Annotated in this window: 17 protein-coding genes; 11 read left to right on the top strand and 6 right to left on the bottom strand. The window is 63.9% G+C overall.

Going from position 1 to position 18,776, the window contains the following annotated elements:
* The 3 genes from JCM7686_RS16855 to lpdA are packed head-to-tail and all read left to right on the top strand — an operon-like array spanning position 1 to position 3,779.
* Complete coding sequence (locus tag JCM7686_RS16855; protein WP_020952004.1) at positions 1–1,017, top strand: alpha-ketoacid dehydrogenase subunit beta; 1,017 nt, start codon at positions 1–3, stop codon at positions 1,015–1,017.
* Between the two features lies 1 nt (position 1,018).
* Entirely contained in the window at positions 1,019–2,389 is a 1,371-nt protein-coding gene (locus JCM7686_RS16850; protein ID WP_020952003.1) for a dihydrolipoamide acetyltransferase family protein, read from the top strand.
* A 1-nt stretch (position 2,390) separates the two neighbouring features.
* The gene (lpdA, locus tag JCM7686_RS16845; protein ID WP_020952002.1) at positions 2,391–3,779 is read left to right on the top strand and encodes a dihydrolipoyl dehydrogenase; all 1,389 of its coding nucleotides are present in this window, start codon (positions 2,391–2,393) and stop codon (positions 3,777–3,779) included.
* A gap of 7 nt (positions 3,780–3,786) precedes the next feature.
* On the opposite strand, the gene JCM7686_RS16840 is transcribed toward lpdA, so the two are convergent.
* Entirely contained in the window at positions 3,787–5,274 is a 1,488-nt protein-coding gene (locus JCM7686_RS16840) for an aldehyde dehydrogenase family protein (protein WP_020952001.1), read from the bottom strand.
* Positions 5,275–5,382: 108 nt separating this feature from the next.
* Here JCM7686_RS16840 and JCM7686_RS16835 point away from each other — a divergent pair, with 108 nt between their 5' ends.
* A complete protein-coding gene (locus JCM7686_RS16835; RefSeq protein WP_020952000.1) occupies positions 5,383–6,129 on the top strand; it encodes a glucose 1-dehydrogenase in 747 nt (248 codons plus the stop codon).
* Positions 6,130–6,189: 60 nt separating this feature from the next.
* The gene (locus JCM7686_RS16830) at positions 6,190–7,473 is read left to right on the top strand and encodes an alpha/beta fold hydrolase (RefSeq protein ID WP_020951999.1); all 1,284 of its coding nucleotides are present in this window, start codon (positions 6,190–6,192) and stop codon (positions 7,471–7,473) included.
* A gap of 59 nt (positions 7,474–7,532) precedes the next feature.
* On the opposite strand, the gene JCM7686_RS16825 is transcribed toward JCM7686_RS16830, so the two are convergent.
* Positions 7,533–8,843 (bottom strand): SAM-dependent methyltransferase, encoded by a 1,311-nt coding sequence (locus JCM7686_RS16825; protein WP_020951998.1) that lies wholly within the window; start codon positions 8,841–8,843, stop codon positions 7,533–7,535.
* 311 nt (positions 8,844–9,154) lie between these two features.
* On the opposite strand from JCM7686_RS16825, the gene JCM7686_RS16820 reads away from it, so the two are divergent.
* Entirely contained in the window at positions 9,155–10,111 is a 957-nt protein-coding gene (locus JCM7686_RS16820) for a calcium-binding protein (protein WP_020951997.1), read from the top strand.
* Positions 10,112–10,302: 191 nt separating this feature from the next.
* Positions 10,303–10,572 carry a 30S ribosomal protein S15 gene (gene rpsO, locus JCM7686_RS16815; RefSeq protein ID WP_020951996.1) on the top strand — a complete coding sequence of 90 codons (270 nt, stop codon included), beginning with the start codon at positions 10,303–10,305 and terminating at the stop codon, positions 10,570–10,572.
* A gap of 66 nt (positions 10,573–10,638) precedes the next feature.
* On the opposite strand, the gene JCM7686_RS16810 is transcribed toward rpsO, so the two are convergent.
* The gene (locus tag JCM7686_RS16810) at positions 10,639–11,211 is read right to left on the bottom strand and encodes a YdeI/OmpD-associated family protein (protein WP_020951995.1); all 573 of its coding nucleotides are present in this window, start codon (positions 11,209–11,211) and stop codon (positions 10,639–10,641) included.
* Positions 11,212–11,471: 260 nt separating this feature from the next.
* On the opposite strand from JCM7686_RS16810, the gene pnp reads away from it, so the two are divergent.
* From pnp to JCM7686_RS16795, 3 genes are all read left to right on the top strand, one after another.
* Complete coding sequence (gene pnp / locus JCM7686_RS16805) at positions 11,472–13,625, top strand: polyribonucleotide nucleotidyltransferase (protein WP_020951994.1); 2,154 nt, start codon at positions 11,472–11,474, stop codon at positions 13,623–13,625.
* A 111-nt stretch (positions 13,626–13,736) separates the two neighbouring features.
* Positions 13,737–14,285, top strand: a complete 549-nt coding sequence (locus tag JCM7686_RS16800; RefSeq protein ID WP_041527432.1) for a TetR/AcrR family transcriptional regulator — start codon at positions 13,737–13,739, stop codon at positions 14,283–14,285.
* A gap of 7 nt (positions 14,286–14,292) precedes the next feature.
* On the top strand, positions 14,293–14,637 hold the full coding sequence (locus JCM7686_RS16795) for a DMT family transporter (protein ID WP_020951992.1): 345 nt from the start codon (positions 14,293–14,295) through the stop codon (positions 14,635–14,637).
* Positions 14,638–14,697: 60 nt separating this feature from the next.
* Here JCM7686_RS16795 and JCM7686_RS16790 read toward each other — a convergent pair whose 3' ends face one another.
* A complete protein-coding gene (locus JCM7686_RS16790; protein WP_020951991.1) occupies positions 14,698–15,363 on the bottom strand; it encodes a peroxiredoxin in 666 nt (221 codons plus the stop codon).
* A gap of 155 nt (positions 15,364–15,518) precedes the next feature.
* Between JCM7686_RS16790 and JCM7686_RS16785 the strand changes: the two genes are divergently transcribed.
* Positions 15,519–16,970 carry an aldehyde dehydrogenase family protein gene (locus JCM7686_RS16785; protein ID WP_020951990.1) on the top strand — a complete coding sequence of 484 codons (1,452 nt, stop codon included), beginning with the start codon at positions 15,519–15,521 and terminating at the stop codon, positions 16,968–16,970.
* 61 nt (positions 16,971–17,031) lie between these two features.
* On the opposite strand, the gene JCM7686_RS16780 is transcribed toward JCM7686_RS16785, so the two are convergent.
* Positions 17,032–17,694 carry an HAD family hydrolase gene (locus JCM7686_RS16780; protein WP_020951989.1) on the bottom strand — a complete coding sequence of 221 codons (663 nt, stop codon included), beginning with the start codon at positions 17,692–17,694 and terminating at the stop codon, positions 17,032–17,034.
* A 69-nt stretch (positions 17,695–17,763) separates the two neighbouring features.
* Positions 17,764–18,726, bottom strand: coding sequence for a D-erythronate dehydrogenase (denD, locus tag JCM7686_RS16775; RefSeq protein WP_020951988.1), 963 nt, complete (start codon positions 18,724–18,726; stop codon positions 17,764–17,766).
* Between the last annotated feature and the right edge of the window lie 50 nt (positions 18,727–18,776).

Raw genomic sequence — 18,776 nt, 5'->3', positions numbered from 1 at the left:
ATGCCCAACATGTCCATGATCGAGGCCATTCGCGACGCTTTGGACGTTGCTATGGGGGCGGACGAGCGCGTCGTCGTCTTTGGCGAGGATGTCGGCTATTTCGGCGGCGTTTTCCGGGTGACGGCGGGGCTGCAGCGCAAATATGGCAAGACCCGCTGTTTCGACGCGCCGATCAATGAAAGCGGCATTGTCGGCGCGGGGATCGGGATGGCGGTTTACGGCCTGCGTCCCGTGGTCGAGATCCAGTTCGCCGATTACGTCTATCCGGGTTACGACCAGATCGTCTCTGAGGCCGCGCGCATCCGCTATCGCACCGCCGGAGAGTTCACCTGTCCGATGGTGATCCGCATGCCCTCGGGTGGGGGGATTTTCGGCGGGCAGACGCATAGCCAGTCTCCCGAGGCTTTGTTCACCCATGTCACGGGGCTGAAAACCGTCGTTCCCTCGAACCCCTATGACGCCAAGGGGCTGTTGCTGGCGGCGATTGCCGATCCCGATCCGGTGATCTTTTTCGAGCCGAAGCGGCTTTATAACGGCCCGTTTGACGGCCATCACGACCGGCCCGTCGCCTCGTGGAAGGGCCATGATCTGGCCGAGGTGCCCGAGGGTGCCTATCAGGTGCCGCTTGGCCGCGCGGTCATTCGCCGCTTCGGCAAGGCGGCGACCGTGCTCACCTATGGCACGATGGTCCATGTCGCTTTGGCCGCTGCCGAGGAAAGCGGCATCGACGCCGAGGTGATTGATCTGCGCTCGTTGATGCCTCTGGATCTCGAGACGATCACCGCCTCGGTCAAGAAAACCGGGCGCTGTCTGGTGCTGCATGAGGCGACGCTGACCTCGGGCTTTGGCGCCGAGCTTGCGGCGCAGGTGCAGGCGGAGTGCTTCTTCCAGCTCGAAGCGCCGGTGCGCCGGGTCGCTGGCTGGGACACGCCCTATCCCCATGTCCATGAGTGGAGCTATTTCCCCGGTCCGGCCCGCGTGGCCGAGGCTTTGCGCGAATTGGTCGAGGAGGTCTGACATGGGTATCCATTCGATCCGTATGCCCGATATCGGCGAAGGCATTGCCGAAACCGAGATCGCCGAATGGATGGTCTCGGTCGGCCAGACCATCCGCGAGGATGATCCGATGGTCGCGGTGATGACCGACAAGGCGACCGTGGAAATCCCGGCTCCTGTCACCGGGACCGTGCTGTGGCTGGCCGGTGCGACGGGCGACAAGATCGCAGTCGGCGCGGAGCTGATCCGGCTGGAGGTCGATGGTGCGGGCAATGTCGCGCAGGGCGGGGCAAAGGCTGACGCGGGGGCTGGAGCTGACGCGGGGGCGAGGGCTGACGCGGGGGCTGGAGCTGACGCAAAGGCCTCCGCTCAGGCAGAGGCGCGGTCTGGCGCAAGTTCCGAAGCTCATGCCGAGGCGCATTCTGACGCGCAATCTACGGCCCAAGCCGAGCCCACTTCCACGCCAAAACCGCCAGCGGACCCGGTCCCCGCCGCCAAGGCGCCGCGCGCGACCGCGCCTTTGCGCGCTGAAGGGGAAAAGCCCATCGCCGCGCCTTCTGTGCGGGGCCGAGCGCGGGATGCCGGGATCGACCTGCGACTAGTGCGCGGCTCGGGTCCGGGTGGGCGCATTACCCATGAGGATCTCGACGCCTTCATTGCCACCGGCGGTCTGCCGCAGGTCAGCGGTCCGCGCAGCGATCCGCGGGTCGAGGACATCAAGATCATCGGCCTGCGCCGCCGCATCGCCGAGCGGATGGAAGAGGCCAACCGCGTCCCGGCGATCACCATCGTCGAAGAGGTCGACGCGACCGCGCTCGAAGACTTGCGCGCCCGGATGAATGCCGAGGGAAAGGCGGCCAAGCTGACGCTGCTGCCCTTCATCGCCCGCGCCCTGATCCGCGCGTTGAAAGACCATCCGGTCATCAACCAGCATTATCTGCCCGAGGAGGGCATCGCGCGCCGCTTTGGTGCGGTTCATCTTGGCATCGCGACCCAGACGCCGAACGGGCTGATGGTGCCGGTTCTGCGCCATGCCGAGGCGATGTCGCTGCGCGACACGGCGGCCGAGCTTTTGCGGCTGGCTCAGGCCGCGCGTGACGGCTCGGCCAAGCGCGAGGAGCTGTCGGGTTCGACCATCACCGTGACCTCGCTGGGGCCTTTGGGCGCGATTGCGACGACGCCGATCCTCAACGTTCCCGAGGTCGCGATCATCGGCATCAACCGGCTGGCGGTGCGGCCGTTCTGGAACGGCACCGCCTTTGAACCCCGCAAGATGATGAACATTTCCTGCAGTTTCGATCACCGCATCATCGACGGCTGGGATGCCGCCGTTTTCGTCCAGCGGCTGAAAGAGCTGCTCGAAACCCCCGCTTTGATCTTCGTGGAGGCTTAAGATGCGCGAGATTTCCTGTCGCCTTCTGGTGATCGGCGCCGGTCCCGGGGGTTACGTCTGCGCCATCCGCGCGGGTCAGTTGGGCGTTGATACGGTCGTGGTTGATCCGCTGCCGCCGGGGGGGACCTGCCTGAATATGGGCTGTATTCCCTCGAAGGCACTGATCCACGCAGCCGATGAATTCCACCGCATTGCCAGCCTGTCGAAAGCGCCCGAAATGGGGATTTCCGCCAGCGGCGCGCAGGTCGATCTGGGCGCGACGGTGGCGTGGAAGGACGGCATCGTCGAGCGGCTGAACAATGGCGTCTCGACGCTTTTGCGCAAAGCGAACGTTCGCCTGATCGCGGGCGAAGCGACCCTGCGCGACGGCAAGACCGCGCTGGTCGAGACCCCTGAGGGCCCGGTTCTGATTCGCGCCGAGGCGGTGGTGATCGCGACGGGATCGGCCCCGGTAGAGCTGCCCGCGCTGCCCTTTGGCGGGAGGGTGATGTCCTCGACCGAGGCTCTGGCGCTGCGTGAGGTGCCGAAAACGCTCGCCGTGGTCGGGGGCGGCTATATCGGGCTCGAACTCGGCACGGCCTTCGCCAAGCTTGGCAGCGAGGTCACGGTGCTGGAAGCCGGGCCGCGCATCCTGCCGCAATATGACGCCGAGCTGACCCGGCCGGTCTCGCAGCGCCTGCTCGCGTTGGGCGTCAAGGTGATGACGGGCGCGCGGGCGGGCGGCCTCTCCGATCAGGGCGCGCTGCGCGTCGCGGTCACCGATGCCGCGATCGAGATTGCCGCCGAGAAGATCCTCGTCACCGTCGGCCGCCGTCCCCGGTCCCGCGAGGCCGGGATCGAGGGGCTGCGTCTGGCGATGAGCGGGCCTTATCTCGCGGTGGACGGGCAATGCCGGACCTCGATGCGCGGGGTCTTTGCGATTGGCGATGTCACCGGAGAGCCGATGCTCGCCCATCGCGCGATGGCACAGGGCGAGATGGTCGCAGAGATCGTCGCAGGCCACCGCCGCGACTGGGATCACCGCGCCATTCCGGCGGTTTGCTTCACCGATCCCGAGATCGTCTCGGTCGGGCTTTCGCCCGATGAGGCGCAGGCGGCGGGCCATGAGGTCGTGACAGGGCTTTTCCCCTTTGCCGCCAATGGCCGCGCCATGACGGCGGGGCGCGAGGATGGGTTCATCCGCGTCACTGCGCGCAAGGACAGCGAGGAGATCTTAGGCATTCAGGCCGTCGGCGCGGGGATTTCCGAACTCGCGGCGGGTTTCGCGCTTGCCTTGGAAATGGGCGCGCGGCTGGGCGATCTCATCGGCACGATCCACGCCCATCCCACCCGGGGCGAGGCTTTGCACGAGGCCTGCCTGAAAGCCCTTGGCCGCGCCTTGCACATCTAGGGCCGCACTAGTCGGTGTTGATCCAGATCGCCTTGGTTTCCAGATAGGCCTCGATCTGCTCGACACCGCCTTCGCGGCCATAGCCCGACTGTTTCATACCGCCAAAGGGCACGGCGGGGTCGATGGCGTGATACATATTCACCCAGACCGAGCCCGCCCGAGTGCGCCGCGCCAGCTTATGCGCGGTGCCGAGGTCGCGGGTAAAGATCCCGGCGGCGAGACCATAGGGCGTGGCATTGGCGCGCGCGACGACCTCGTCCAGTGTGTCGAAGGGCAGGGCCGAAATCACCGGACCGAAGATTTCCTCGCGCGCGATGCGCATCTCGTCGGTGACATTGCCGAAGACGGTCGGCGCAAAGAACTGCGCGCTGCCGTAATCCGCACCGCTCAGCCGCGTGCCGCCGGTGATCAGCGCGGCCCCTTCCGCGCGTCCGGCCTCGAGATAACCCGCGACGCGCTCGGCCTGCCGCGCCGAAATCAGCGGCCCGAGATCGACGCCGGGGTCAAGCCCATCACCCACCCGCAGCTTTTGCGCGAAATCGGCAAGCCGGGCGAGGACTTCGTCCTGAACCCCTCGCTCGACAAAGAGCCGCGAGCCCGCGATGCAGACCTGCCCGGAATTGGCAAAGACCGACATCGCCGCGACCGGCACGGCTTTGTCGAGATCGGCGTCCTTGCAGATGATGACCGGAGACTTCCCGCCGAGCTCCAGCGTCACCCGTTTCAGCGTGCCGGTCGCCGCGCGTGCAATCGCCTGCCCGGTCGCGGTCGAGCCGGTGAAGACGATCTTGTCGACCTCGGGATGCGCGGCGAGCGCCGCCCCGGCCTCAAGCCCCATGCCGGTGACGATGTTCAAGACGCCCTCGGGCAGCCCGGCATCTTGCATGATCCGCGCGATCATCAGCACGGTCAGCGAGGCCTCCTCCGAGGGTTTCAGCACCACCGTGCAGCCGGTGGCGAGCGCCGGGCCGATCTTCCAGATCGCGCTGGCCATGGGCCCATTCCACGGGATGATCGCGCCGACGACGCCGACCGGCTCTTTGACGGTCATCGACAGGATTTCGCCCGGGAAAGAATTCGGGATGGTCGCGCCGTGGATCGCCACCGCTTGCCCCGCATACCAGCGCAGCATCCCGATGATGCGGCGGTGGTTCAGCAGCGTGCGCGAGATCGGCATCCCCATATCGAGCGTATCGGACAGGCACAGCGTCTCCCATTCGGCGTCCATGCGCTCGGCGATGCGCAGCAAAAGCGCCTGCCGCTCGAAAGGGGTGAAGCGCGCCCATGGGCCCTCGAGGGCGCGGCGGGCGGCGCGGACGGCAGCGTCGATATCCGCCGGGCTGCCCTTGGGGATCGTCGCCAGAAGCGCGCCGGTGGCGGGGTTGCGCGCCTCGATCACCTCGCCCGATTGCGCGGGGACCCAAGCGCCGCCGATGAACATCGGGCGGAAATCGCCGGTGTAAAGCGCCGCGGCGCGCGCCTGCCAATCGGTCATGACCGTCCTCCCCAACCCGTCGTCCCGTGCCGATCATGCGCCCCCAAGATCGCAGTTGTCGAGAGCGGTGGGATCGGCGCAAGCTTGGGCAAAGGACAGGAGGAGAAGATGCGGCTTTCGGGAAAAGTGGCGATCGTGACCGGCGCGGCGTCCGGTTTCGGCGAGGGGATCGCGCGGAAATTCGCGGCAGAGGGGGCGAAGGTCGTGGTCATGGACCGCGACGGCGCGAACGCGTTGCGCGTCGCCGAAGAGCTGGGCAAACAGGGCCGGGCGCTGGTCGGGGATGTCACGCTGCGGGCCGCGTTCGAAGAGGCGCGCGCCCTGGCGCTGGAGGCCTTTGGCGGGCTCCATATTCTGGTCAACAACGCCGGGGTTGGGCATGTGCCGACGCCGCTCGACCAGATCGATGACGCGACCTACGACCGGATTGCCGAGACGAACATGCGCTCGGTCTATAATTCCGCACAGTTGGTCGTGCCCTATTTCAAGTCGCAGAAATCAGGCGTCGTGCTGAATGTCGCCTCGACCGGAGGCGTCTCGCCGCGCCCGAATCTGACGTGGTATAACGCGTCCAAAGGCTGGATGATCTCTGCGACCAAGGGCATGGCGGTCGAGCTTGCGCCCTTCGGCATCCGCGTCAATGCGGTCAATCCGGTGATGGGCGAGACCGCCCTGATGTCCACCTTCATGGGCGGCGATACGCCGGAAATCCGCGCGAGAATCCTCTCGACCATCCCGCTCGGGCGCTTTTCCACCCCAGAGGATCTGGGCAATGCCGCCTGTTTTCTGTGCTCGGACGAGGCCTCGATGATCACCGGCGTCGCGATGGAGATCGACGGCGGGCGCTGCCTTTAAGCGGCTTCGACAATCGCGCCGTGCTGGGGTAGGAGGGAGAAAACCCCAGCAAGGCCCGCCATGACCTACCGCATCCCCGGCGCAACCATCCGCGATCATCAGCTCTCCGTTCCGCTGGATTGGGCCAGACCCGAAGGCGCGCAGATCTCGGTCTTTGCGCGCGAGGTCGTGGCGCCGGGCGGCGAGGCGCTGCCGGTTCTGGTCTATCTGCAAGGCGGGCCGGGCGGGAAATCGCCGCGTCCGATCGGCGGCGCGCCGGGCTGGCTTGGGGTCGCGCTCAAACGCTTCCGCGTGCTCTTTCTGGATCAGCGCGGCACCGGGCGCTCGACCCCGGTGCAGGGCCGTGCCTTTGCCGCGATGAGCGCCGAGGAGGGCGCGCATTACCTCTCTTGCCTGCGCGCCGACAGCATCATCCGCGACGCCGAGCATCTGCGCAAAGCGCGTTTCGACGGGCAGAAGTGGTTCACGCTTGGCCAAAGCTACGGCGGCTTTCTGACGCTGAGCTATCTCTCGCTGGCCCCCGAGGGTCTGGCGGGCTGCTATATCACCGGCGGTTTGGCCGGGATTTCATCCGATGCGCGCGAGATCTATCGCCACACCTATCCGCGCGTTGCCGACAAGAATCTCCAGTATTTCGCGCGCTACCCGCAGGATCAGGCGGTTCTGGACCGCATCGCCGTTCTTTGCGCGACGCAGGATGTGCGCCTGCCCGATGGCGACCGCCTTACTGTGCGGCGGCTGCAATATCTGGGCCTGAGCCTCGGCATGAGCGACGCTTTCGAGACGCTGCATTGGCTGCTCGACGAGGCTTTTGCGGCGGATGGCCAGCTTTCCGAGAGCTTCCTTGGCACGGTCCGCGACACGACGTCGTTTGACCATAATCCGCTCTTCGCGGTCATCCATGAGGCGATCTACGCCCAGCATGGGCAGGCGACAGACTGGGCCGCCGAGAGCCTGCTGGCTGAATTTCCAGAATTCGACGCGGCTCGTCGCCCGCTGATGCTCACGGGCGAGATGATCTATCCGTGGATGTTTGACGAGATCCGCGCCCTGCGCCCCTTTGGCCCGGCGGCGCGCGCCTTGGCGCAGATGCCCTTGGACGCACAGCTTTACGATCCGGCGCGGCTTGCGACCAATGAGGTGCCGGTGACGGCGGCGGTCTATACCGATGACATGTATGTCGACCAAGACCTTTCCCTGCGCACGGCGCGCGGGCTGGGCAATGTCCGGCTGTGGCTGACCAATGAATTCGAGCACAACGGCTTGCGCGCCTCGCCCCGCGTCTTCGAGCATTTGCTGGCGATGGATGAGCAGCTTGCAGGGTTCAACGCCTTTTCGCGCTGAACCCCACGCGACCCTATGCCCTAGCCGCAGACTCTAACCGCAGCCCCTAACCGCAGCCCCTAACCGCAAACCGAGCGGATGCGATTGGCCTTTTGCGCAAGCTCTGGCCAGTCCTCGGGCCAGGCGGGGGCCGGAATACCCCTGCTGTCCTCAAGCCGGGCGAGTCGGCTTTCGCCCTCGGCGATATAGTCGCGAGTGATCGGTACATTCTCGACCCGGTGGGCGAGCTGGATCTGGAACACGACCATGCCGCCCTCGCGAAAGGTGGCCTCGCTGCCCGCGAGGTAGAATTCCCACATCCGGCAAAAGGCCTCGTCATAGATCGCCTTGGCCTCGTCGCGCCGCGCCATGAAGGTCTCGCGCCAGGCTTTCAGCGTCTCGGCGTAATGTAGGCGCAGGATCTCGATATCGGTGGCGATCAGCCCGGATTTTTCGATCGAATGCATGACTTCGGACAAGGCCGGAATATAGCCCCCCGGGAAAATATACTTGTGGATGAAGGGGTTGGTCGCACCGGGCGGATCGGCACGGCCGATTGTGTGCAACAGCATAACGCCGTCTTTCTTCAAAAGCTGCGCGCTTTTGCGAAAGAAGGTGTCGTAATGGTTGATGCCGACATGTTCGAACATGCCGACCGAAACGATGCGGTCGAAGCTTTCGGAAATGTCGCGATAATCTTGCAGGCGGAACTCGACCCGGCCCGCCAGATGCTCGGCTTCGACCCGGCGCTTGGCGACCGCAAGTTGTTCGTCCGAGAGCGTGACCCCGGTCACCTTCGCCCCGGCAACCCGCGCGAGATAAAGCCCCATGCCGCCCCAGCCGCAGCCGATGTCGAGCGTTTCCATCCCGTCGGCCATCAGCATCTTGGCGGCGATATGGCGCTTCTTGATCAGCTGCGCCTCGGTCAGATCCATTTGGGGATCGGAGAAATAGGCGCAGGAATATTGCATGTCCGGGTCAAGGAACATGCGATAGAGATCCGCCGACAGATCATAATGGCGATGGACATTGCCACGCGATTTGTTGCGGGTGTTGAGCTGATGGAAGCGCCGCCAGGCGACGCGGAACTGCTCCATCAGCTTGGCCCAGGGCGTGCTGACCAGATCGCGGCCGGCGTTGCGATAGGCCAGCATGATGAGGTCGTAGACCGTGCCCTCTTCGAAATCGATCTCGCCCTCCATATAGCACTCGCCGAGTTTCAGCGCCGGATCGAGGGCGACGGCCCGTTCGGCAGAGGCGGTGTTGAAGCGCAGTCGGATTGCGGGGCCGGTGCCGTCCCCGACGGTCATCTCGTCTCCGGTATGGCCCGCGATGGTGAGATGTCCCGTGGTGATCGCCTTGCTGAGAAAGGCGCGCAGTAACGTGTTCATTCCTTCTCCCAACCTTGTCCCGAAGTCCTTGGCAGCCTCGCGTCCGGAGCAGCTGCACAAGGCTCAGGGGGCGGAGGCTTGGTCAAAGTTAACCCGCCCAGAATTCACCCGGTCAACATAAGGTGCAATAGGGTCAGGGAAAAATTTCGCGACGTCAGTCTGAGGGCGCTGCGCCGAGACCGGCAGAACTGCGCTCTGGCGGCCCGGCGGGTGCATCTCTGGCGGTTAACCTTCTCTTAACATTCGTCTGCGAGCAGAGCGCACCGGGGTTATAAAGAGAACTGTTCAACACCTGAGTCCGGAGAGTCGCCATGTTTACAATCGGCGGGATCATCTGTCTGCTTTTGGCAGGCCTTGCCTTGGAATCCGCCTTTCATGCGGGGCATGGGGATGATGACAAAAGCTCTGACGACAGCACGCCGGACGAAGAGCATCCCGCCGGGGAACATCCCGATGGCGGCCCTTCCGGCGAAACGCCGGAGGGCGAAGAGGGGCGGCCCTCTCAGGCGGGCGCTCATCTTCAGGGCAGCTCGGACGGGGATTGGCTGGCAGGAACCACCGGTGATGATCTGATCTACGGCGGCGGGGGGCGCGACGATATTTTCGGCAATCTCGGCAATGACACGATCTATGGCGGTCGCGGAGATGATTGGGTCCACGGCGATGGGGCCTATGGTCCGGGCGGCCATGATCTCATCTATGGCGGGGCCGGGAATGACATGCTGGCCGGGGATGGTGGCAATGACACGATCTATGGCGGGCCGGGGAATGACACGCTTTTTGGCGGCGCGGGCGATGACAAGATCTTTGGCGGGCGCGGGCGGGACACGATTTATGGCGGCGACGGCAATGACACGCTGGTCGCAGGCCCGGGCGAAAGCGATCTCAACGGCGGCGAGGGCAATGACCTCTTGATCGGCAATCGCGGGCCAGAGCGGGCTTGGCTGCATGGCGGCCCCGGTCGCGATACGCTGGTCGCCCATGCCGGGGATTTTGCCGAAGGCGGCGAGGATGAGGACCTTTTCGTCCTGATGCCCGACAGCCACCACAATCCGCCGGTGGTCGGGGATTACACGCCCGGCGTCGATCGCATCGAAATCCGCGTTGAGGGCGATCCGCGCGGTCCCGTGCCGAAGCTGCATTTCGAGCAGGATGACGACGGCATGACCGTGATCCATGTCGATGGTGTGGCCGTGGCGCGGTTGCAGGGCGGGCCGGTGATCGATCCGCGCGATCTCTTTGTCACCCGCATCCGCCGTGCAGCCTGAGACCGGTCTGAGATCGAGCTGGGAGCGGTTTAAGCGAAGCCTGAACACCGGCAAGAATCGCTTTCCTTTTTGGCGCGATCCTTCTATATGGCCCGATCCTTCGGATGCGAATCCGGGGGCGCTTTACGGACCCGTGCTGGACGACATCCCGGCCGGTGCCTGATTTCCCTCTATCCTGAAAGGAGATCCCGATGTCGATCACTGTTGAGGAAAAGAACCGCGTGATGACCGAATTCGCCACCAAAAAAGGCGATACCGGCTCCCCGGAAGTTCAGGTTGCAGTCCTGTCCAACCGCATCGCGACCCTGACCGAGCACTTCAAGACCCACAAGAAGGACAACCACTCGCGTCGTGGCCTTCTGAAGCTGGTTGCGACCCGTCGTAAGCTGCTTGACTACCTCAAGCGCAAAGATGAAGCGCGTTACACCGCTCTCATCGGCAAACTGGGTCTGCGCCGCTAATCCGGTCCCAGATTTCAGATGCAGCGCCCGTGGTGAAAACCGCGGGCGTTTTTCTTTGCGTCGCGACTAGCGGTCGTTGAAGCCCTTACCCGCGCGGATCGCGGGCGCCGCCTTGGCGATCCGCGCCTGACGGGTCGCGGCCTGCTTGGCTTGCGAGACATGCAGCACCCAGCTCCGCCGCCGCCCCGGTGTCAGCGCCTCGAAGGCTGCGGCAAGCTCGGGGTCTGTAGCGAGCGCTTCGCTTAATTCGTCGGGATAGGCGAGATCGTCCTTCGCGAGCGCGATCTTGACGGCGGCCTTCTCCTTCGCCTCGGCAAGATAGGCGAGGAGCACCGGCTTGAGCTGCGCGATCTTTGCGGGATCCGTGAAATTCACGATCCGGGAGCTGCGCGAATTCTCTCCCGGCACCTCGAGGATCCGCTCTGGGTCGTCGAGCAGCACGCCCTTGAAGAACCCCAGCGTCGCGCGATCCTTGAACCCCCAGACGATCGCGACATTCTGGCCCTCATGGGTATAAACCGGCGAGGACCATTTCCATTCCTCGCGCAGCCCCGCAGCCAGCAGGATTGCGCGCAGCGCGAGCAGCTCTTCGCGCCACTGGCTGAGGGTGGCGAAATGGGTGTCGAGGGTCTGGCTCACGTCCGCTCCGCCGCAAGGGATGGTTGCCGGTCAGACTAATCTGTTTGCGCAAATGACGGAAAGCCACAGTTCTGCGAGGATGCGCGGGCCGCCCCCAGCACTCTCCGCTTCCCAAAACACTTGTTTTGTTGTATGCGCCGCCCATCTGTGACGTGACGCTCTATCCTCCGGGGCACATGCGTAAGGATTGGGGGACGGCGGCAATGGGGCCGCCATATGCAGGGCAGCCGGAGGGTCCGGTGGCGCCCAGAGGAACATAGATGCATTTTGATGAAGTGAAGAAATCGATCCAGTGGGGCCAAGAAACCCTGACGCTGGAGACGGGCAAAGTTGCTCGTCAGGCTGACGGTTCGGTTATCGCCACTCTGGGCGAAACCAGTGTCATGGCGAACGTCACCTTCGCCAAGGAACCCAAGCCCGGTCAGGACTTCTTCCCGCTGACCGTTCACTATCAAGAGAAATACTACGCCGCCGGTAAGATTCCGGGTGGTTTCTTCAAGCGTGAGGCGCGTCCGTCCGAAAAAGAGACGCTGACCGCCCGCCTGATCGACCGTCCCTGCCGTCCGCTGTTCGCTTCGGGCTTCAAGAACGAAGTTCTGGTGATGTGCACCGTGCTGTCGCATGATCTGGTCAACGATCCCGATATCGTCGCCATGATCGCCGCTTCGGCCGCGCTGACCATTTCGGGCGTTCCGTTCATGGGCCCGATCGGCGCTGCGCGCGTCGGTTTCGTCGATGGCGAATATGTCCTGAACCCCGAAGTTTCGGATATGGACCACCTGCGCTCGAACCCCGAGCAGCGTCTGGACCTCGTCGTCGCCGGCACCAAAGACGCCGTGATGATGGTCGAATCGGAAGCCTATGAGCTGACCGAAGAAGAGATGCTCGGCGCCGTCAAATTCGGCCATGAAGCGATGCAGCCGGTCATCGACCTGATCATCGATCTGGCCGAAGTCGCTGCGAAAGAGCCCTTCAACTTCCAATCGCCCGATTATTCGGCGCTTTATGGCAAGGTGAAGTCGCTGGGTGAGGCCGATATGCGCGCCGCCTATGCGCTGCGCGACAAAGGCGAGCGTCACGACGCGATCGAAGCTGCCAAAGCCAAGGTCAAAGCCGGTCTCTCGGAAGAGGAACTGGCCGATTCGAACCTCGGTTCGGCGCTGAAAAAGCTGGAATCGGGCATTCTGCGCGGCGACATCATCAATGGTGGCGCACGCATCGACGGCCGTGACAACAAGACCGTCCGCGCCATCGACAGCGAAGTCGGCATCCTGCCGCGCACCCATGGTTCGTCGCTCTTCACCCGCGGCGAAACTCAGGCGCTAGTCGTGACCACGCTTGGCACCGGCGACGATGAGCAGATCATCGACGCGCTGCACGGCAATTCGCGTTCGAACTTCCTGCTGCACTACAACTTCCCGCCCTATTCGGTTGGCGAAGTGGGCCGCGTGGGTTCGCCGGGCCGTCGTGAAATCGGTCACGGCAAACTGGCATGGCGTGCGCTGCAAGCGGTTCTGCCGGCTGCGACGGACTTCCCCTACACGATCCGCGTTGTCTCTGAGATCACCGAATCGAACGGCTCGTCCTCGATGGCGTCGGTTTGCGGCGGCTCGCTGGCGATGATGGATGCGGGCGTTCCGCTGAAAGCTCCGGTGGCTGGTGTTGCCATGGGCCTGATCCTTGAAGGCGAGAAATGGGCGGTTCTGACCGACATTCTCGGCGACGAAGATCACCTCGGCGACATGGACTTCAAAGTCGCAGGCACCTCGAACGGCATCACCTCGCTGCAGATGGACATCAAGGTTGCTGGCATCACGCCCGCGATCATGGAGCAGGCTCTGGCGCAAGCCAAAGACGGCCGGATGCACATCCTCGGCGAAATGGCGAATGCGTTGACCGAAGGCCGCCGCGAATTCTCGGCTCATGCTCCGCGCATCGAGACCATGACCATCCCGACCGACAAGATCCGTGAAGTGATCGGCTCGGGCGGCAAGGTCATCCGCGAGATCGTGGAAACCTCGGGTGCAAAAGTCGACATCAGCGACGACGGCACCATCAAGATCGCTTCGGCCAATGCCGATTCGATCAAAAAGGCTTACGACATGATCTATTCGATCGTGGCCGAGCCCGAGGAAGGCAAGATCTACACCGGTAAAGTCGTGAAGCTCGTCGATTTCGGCGCCTTCGTGAACTTCTTCGGCAAGCGCGATGGTCTGGTCCATGTCTCGCAAATCGCGAACAAGCGCCTGACCCACCCGAACGAGATCCTGAAAGAGGGTCAAGAAGTGAAGGTGAAGCTCTTGGGCTTCGACGATCGCGGCAAGGTTCGCCTTGGCATGAAGATGGTCGATCAGGAAACCGGCGCGGAAATCGCTCCGGAAGCCGCCGAGAAATCGGAAAAGACCGAAGGCTGATTGCCTCAGGTTTGAGACATGGAAAGCCCCGGCCCGGCCGGGGCTTTTCCTTTTGGGCCCTTTGCGAACAGATCTCTTGCAAGCATACCGGACGGTAGGTATGTTTCTTGCATGAACAGCTCATCCCCCAGAAAACGACAACCCGAGCTGGTGCGTCAGCGCCTGCTCGATGCCACGGCAGAGATTGCCGTGGGGCAGGGCCTGCACGCGGTCACCGTCCAATCCGTCGCTGCGGCGGCGGGCGTGACCAAAGGCGGGCTCTTTCATCATTTCGCCAGCAAGGACGATCTGATCCACGAGGTCGTGCGCCAGCAGCTCGAACAGGTCGATGCGATCGTCGAAGAGGCTTTGGCGCAGGACGGCGCGAGCTACGGTTGCTTCACCCGGGCCTATGTGCTGGCGATCTTTGCCGTTTGCGACACCGCCGCGCCGGTCTCGATCGCGCTTTTCGCCGAGCCGAGCCACCGCCGGATCTGGACCGATTGGGTCAACCAGCGCCTCGAACGCCACCGCGAGACCGATGGCAGCGTCGCGCTGACCGCGGTGCGGATGGCGGCGGATGGGGTCTGGCTTTGGGATCTTTGGGACGAGGACACCTGTTGGATCGAAGACCGCGCCGCCCTGCGTGACCATCTGCTCGCCGCAACCCGAACGGAGTAACCCCGCCATGCATCCTCTTGTTTTCAGCTATGGCGCCTTGCTGATCGCCATCGTCTCGGAAGTGATCGGCACGACCTATCTGCAACGCTCGCAACAGTTCACCCTGATCGGGCCAACCGTGCTGATGGGGCTGTTTTACCTCTCGGCCTTCTTCTTCCTGTCGCAGGCCCTGCGTCACATGCCGGTCGGCATCGCCTATGCGATCTGGAGCGGGCTCGGCATCGTCCTGATCTCGGCGGTGGGCTATTTCCGCTTTGGCCAGAAGCTCGACCTCGCCGCATTGTCGGGCATCGGGCTTATTCTGATCGGCGTGATGGTCATCAACCTGTTCTCACGCTCGGTCGGGCACTAGGCTCACCCATGAAAAAGGCCCGCCAATGTGGCGGGCCTTTCGCGTCTCAAGCCGTCAGCTTCAGGCTTTGGCTTTGGGGTCTTTGGCAAAGCGCAGATAGGGCAGCTTCTTGTCGAGCGTGCCGTATTTCGCTTCCGCCGCCGCGTCGTCGAGCGACAAAGCCACGATCACGTCCTGACCCGGGATCCAGTTGGCCGGGGTCGCCAGCGGCACGCCGTCGGTTGCCTGAACCGCGTCAAGCGCGCGGACGATTTCCGCGAAGTTGCGGCCGACCGACATCGGATAGGTCATGGTCAGGCGGACTTTCTTGTCCGGCCCGATGATGAAGACGGTGCGCACGGTCGCCGAATGGGCCGGGGTGCGGCCTTCGGTCGGCAGGTAGAACTCTGCCGGCAGCATGTCGAAGGCTTTCGCGACGTTCAGCGAGGTGTCGTCGATGATCGAGAAATTCGCCGGCACGCCCGCAACCTGGGCGATGTCGTGCTTCCATTTGCCGTGGTCTTCGACGCTGTCAACCGAGACGCCGAGAACCTTGGTGTTGCGCTTCTCGAACTCGGGCACGAGCTGAGCGACGGCGCTGAATTCGGTGGTGCAAACCGGGGTGAAATCGCGCGGATGCGAGAACAGGATCGCGTAGCTGTCGCCGATCCAATCGTGGAACCGGATCTCGCCTTCGGTCGAGTCCGCGGTGAAGTCAGGTGCGATATCGTTGATGCGCAGGCCCATCTGGTCCCTCCAGTAAAAGTCTGACGCCAACATAGTGATCGCGCGGCCAATTGCCAGTCTGTCCTCGTGTCGCAGCAGAGAAGAAACTTCCTGCGGCTTGCGTTATGGCGCGCGGAATGCCAACTTTCGCCGCAAATGAATCAAGGGAGCGACCCATGTCCGGACTTGCTGACAAGCGGAAATTCTACATCAACGGCCAGTGGGTTGATCCGGTCAAGCCGCATGATCTCGACGTGATTGACCCCTCGACCGAAGAAGCGGTTGCCGTGATTTCGATTGGCGATCAAGCCGATACCGACGCGGCCGTTGCCGCCGCCAAGGCCGCCTTCCCGGCCTGGTCCGAGACCCCGCCCGCAGAGCGTCTGGCCTATGTCGAGAAGATTCTCGAGATCTACAAACGCCGCGCCGCCGATATGGCCGAGGCGACCAGCGTCGAGATGGGCGCGCCCGCCGATATGTCTCTGAACGATCAGGTCGAGGCTGGCACCTACCATATCGAGAACTTCATCGAGGCCTTCAAAAGCTTCGAATTCATCCACCCGCTGCGCACTGGCGAGCCGGGCGCGATGGTCTCGTGGGAGCCGGTCGGCGTCGTTGCTGCGATCACGCCCTGGAACTGGCCGATGAACCAGGTGACGCTCAAGGTGGTTCCGGCGCTGCTCGCCGGGGATACCGTGATCCTGAAACCCTCGGAAATCGCGCCGCTGTCCTCGATCGTCTGGACCGAGATCATCGACGAGGCCGGTCTGCCCGCAGGCGTCTATAACATGGTGAACGGCGACGGTTTCGGCGTCGGCAGCCAGCTTTCGGTCCATCCCGATGTCGATATGATCTCGTTCACCGGCTCGACCCGCGCCGGGATTGCGATCACCAAAGCGGCGGCGGATACGGTCAAGAAAGTGGTGCTCGAACTCGGTGGCAAGGGCGCGAACCTGATCTTTGCCGATGCCGATGAAAAGGCCGTGGTGCGCGGCACCCGCCATGTCTTCTACAACTCGGGCCAGTCCTGCAACGCCCCGACCCGGATGCTGGTCGAGCGCAGCTTCTACGACAAAGCGGTCGAGACGGCGAAGAAAGTCGCCGAACAGACCGAGGTCGCGACCGCGCATCAGCCCGGCCGTCACATCGGCCCGGTCGTCTCGAAGCAGCAATGGGAAAAGATCCAGGACCTCATCCAAGCCGGGATCGACGAAGGCGCGCGTCTGGTTGCGGGCGGCACCGGCCTGCCGGAAGGCGTCAATCGTGGCTATTTCGTGCGTCCGACGGTCTTTGCCGATGTGAACAACGACATGACCATCGCGCGTCAGGAAATCTTTGGCCCGGTTCTGGCAATCATCCCCTTCGACAGTGAAGAAGAGGCCGTCGCGATCGCCAATGACACGATCTATGGCCTGACCAACTATGTCCAAAGCCAGGACGGCGCCCGCCGCAACCGGCTGGCCCGCAAATTGCGCGCAGGCATGATCGAGATGAACGGCGAAGCTCGCGGTCGCGGCTCGGCGTTCGGCGGCATCAAGGCCTCGGGCCGTGCGCGCGAAGGCGGCGTCTATGGGCTCGAGGAATTCATGGATTCCAAGCATATCTCGGGCTGGGACGATAAAGCCTGATCAGATGACTTGTTGAGATGATGAAAAAGGCGCCGGTTTTCCGGCGCCTTTTGCTTTGGCCTCAGTCTTTTTCTGTGATCTCAGCCTTGACCCCGGTCGGGATCAGACCGGCCATCGCCGCGCCGGTCAAAAGATCCGGGGCGATGTGATGCGCCCATTTGCCCGAGGCGGGCACGATATCGGGCACCTGAACCACGGTGCAGCCTGCGCGATAGGCCGATTGCGCGCCGATTTCGCTGTCCTCGAAAACCAGACAGCGCGCCGGATCGACGCCAAGGCGGCGCGCGGCGAGCAGATAGGGCTCGGGATCGGGTTTCGGGGCCAAGACATCGGCGCGGGTGATGATCTGGCAAAAGGCCGGACCCAGCCCAGTCAGGCCGATCTTGTGATGCGCCTCGGCATGGCCCGAGGAGGTCACGATGGCCGAGGCGACCGGCAGGGCGGCCAGCAATTCGCGCGCGCCGGGCTTCAGCCGCAAATCAGTGGTCAGCGCCGCGTCGAAGGCCGCGCGTTGTTCGTGACCGAGACGGTCCAGATCAATCCCGGGAAACCGGGCACCGATCAGCGCGGTCGCGCTTGGGATGTCCTTGCCGATCAGCTCATGCATGAAGGTTTCATCCGCCGGATGGCCGAGCCGGGCAAAAACCTCGAGCCCGGTGCGCAGGGCAATGCTTTCGGTGTCGATCAGCGTGCCGTCGAGATCGAAGAAAATGGCGTCAAACATGGATCTGGCTCAACTTTCGCCGGATGGAAAAGGGAGGCGGGCGACCAGGGGCCGCGCCGCCCGTCGCGCTTATTTCTGCTGGTCGCGCAGATGGGCGCGGATGATGCTGGCGAAATCGGGATCGGCGGTAAAGCCAAGCGCCAGCGCGCGGGCCGGGTCGAATTCCTCGGGCCAGTTGTCGACGATGGCGCGCACCGCTGGATCGGGCTCGCGGCGGATGCGCGCAACCGGCGCGTCGCCCGCGACCTCGCGCAGCGCCTCGATCATGCCCGCGACGGTGACCGCGACCCCAGGCATATTGAGGCAACGCCGCGCGCCAAGGGGGGCGGTGTCGAGCGTCGCCGCATGGATCAGGAACCCCGCCGCCGCATCGGGCGAGGCGAGCCAGCTTTTCACGCTGTCATCGACCGGCAGCACGGCCTCGAGCCCGGCCAGCGGCTCGCGGATGATGCCCGAAAAGAAGCTCGAGGCGGCTTTGTTGGGCTTGCCCGGGCGCACGACGATCGTGGGCAGGCGGATGCCGATGCCGTCGAAGATGCCGCGCCGCGAGTAATCGTTGAGCAAAAGCTCGCAGATCGCTTTCTGCGTGCCATAGCTCGACATCGGCGCGAGCAGGAACTCGTCCGAGATCGCCCCCGAGAAAGGCGCGCCATAGACCGCGATCGACGAGGTGAAGACGACGCGCGGGTGGTAATCCTCTTGCGCGCGGATCATCTCGAAAAGCTGGCGCGTGCCGTCGAGATTGACGTGATAGCCCTTGTCGAAATCGGCCTCGGCCTCGCCCGAGACGACCGCCGCGAGGTGAATGATCACATCGGGGCGGTCGAGGATCAGGCTTTCGATGGTGGAGCGGTCGGCGACATCGCCCGCGATATCCTCGATCCGGATCTCGTCGGAATGGATCTGCGAAGGGAAGACGTCGAAGGTGGTGATCTTGTCGATGGGCGTTTCGCCCAGCTTGCCCTCGGCAATCAGCCGCTTGGTCAGGCGGCGGCCGATCATGCCCGCCGCGCCCAGAATCAGAATATGCATTGTCGCTCCTTCTCGCATCCCGCCCGCACCCTCTCGGGTCCGCGCGGGCG

Origin of the sequence: Paracoccus aminophilus JCM 7686, assembly GCF_000444995.1 — a bacterium.
Lineage (GTDB): Bacteria > Pseudomonadota > Alphaproteobacteria > Rhodobacterales > Rhodobacteraceae > Paracoccus > Paracoccus aminophilus.
The sequence above is the reverse complement of the archived record's forward strand: the minus strand, read 5'-3'. Positions and strand labels throughout refer to the sequence as shown.

Bases quoted from the DNA above. Each gene is read 5' to 3' on its own strand.
- denD (WP_020951988.1), bottom strand. From the start codon at position 18,726: ATGCATATTCTGATTCTGGGCGCGGCGGGCATGATCGGCCGCCGCCTG.
- JCM7686_RS16795 (WP_020951992.1), top strand. From the start codon at position 14,293: ATGCATCCTCTTGTTTTCAGCTATGGCGCCTTGCTGATCGCCATCGTC.
- JCM7686_RS16825 (WP_020951998.1), bottom strand. From the start codon at position 8,843: ATGAACACGTTACTGCGCGCCTTTCTCAGCAAGGCGATCACCACGGGA.
- JCM7686_RS16850 (WP_020952003.1), top strand. From the start codon at position 1,019: ATGGGTATCCATTCGATCCGTATGCCCGATATCGGCGAAGGCATTGCC.
- JCM7686_RS16820 (WP_020951997.1), top strand. From the start codon at position 9,155: ATGTTTACAATCGGCGGGATCATCTGTCTGCTTTTGGCAGGCCTTGCC.
- JCM7686_RS16840 (WP_020952001.1), bottom strand. From the start codon at position 5,274: ATGACCGATTGGCAGGCGCGCGCCGCGGCGCTTTACACCGGCGATTTC.
- rpsO (WP_020951996.1), top strand. From the start codon at position 10,303: ATGTCGATCACTGTTGAGGAAAAGAACCGCGTGATGACCGAATTCGCC.
- JCM7686_RS16780 (WP_020951989.1), bottom strand. From the start codon at position 17,694: ATGTTTGACGCCATTTTCTTCGATCTCGACGGCACGCTGATCGACACC.
- JCM7686_RS16830 (WP_020951999.1), top strand. From the start codon at position 6,190: ATGACCTACCGCATCCCCGGCGCAACCATCCGCGATCATCAGCTCTCC.
- JCM7686_RS16800 (WP_041527432.1), top strand. From the start codon at position 13,737: ATGAACAGCTCATCCCCCAGAAAACGACAACCCGAGCTGGTGCGTCAG.
- pnp (WP_020951994.1), top strand. From the start codon at position 11,472: ATGCATTTTGATGAAGTGAAGAAATCGATCCAGTGGGGCCAAGAAACC.
- JCM7686_RS16790 (WP_020951991.1), bottom strand. From the start codon at position 15,363: ATGGGCCTGCGCATCAACGATATCGCACCTGACTTCACCGCGGACTCG.
- JCM7686_RS16785 (WP_020951990.1), top strand. From the start codon at position 15,519: ATGTCCGGACTTGCTGACAAGCGGAAATTCTACATCAACGGCCAGTGG.
- JCM7686_RS16855 (WP_020952004.1), top strand. From the start codon at position 1: ATGCCCAACATGTCCATGATCGAGGCCATTCGCGACGCTTTGGACGTT.
- JCM7686_RS16835 (WP_020952000.1), top strand. From the start codon at position 5,383: ATGCGGCTTTCGGGAAAAGTGGCGATCGTGACCGGCGCGGCGTCCGGT.
- lpdA (WP_020952002.1), top strand. From the start codon at position 2,391: ATGCGCGAGATTTCCTGTCGCCTTCTGGTGATCGGCGCCGGTCCCGGG.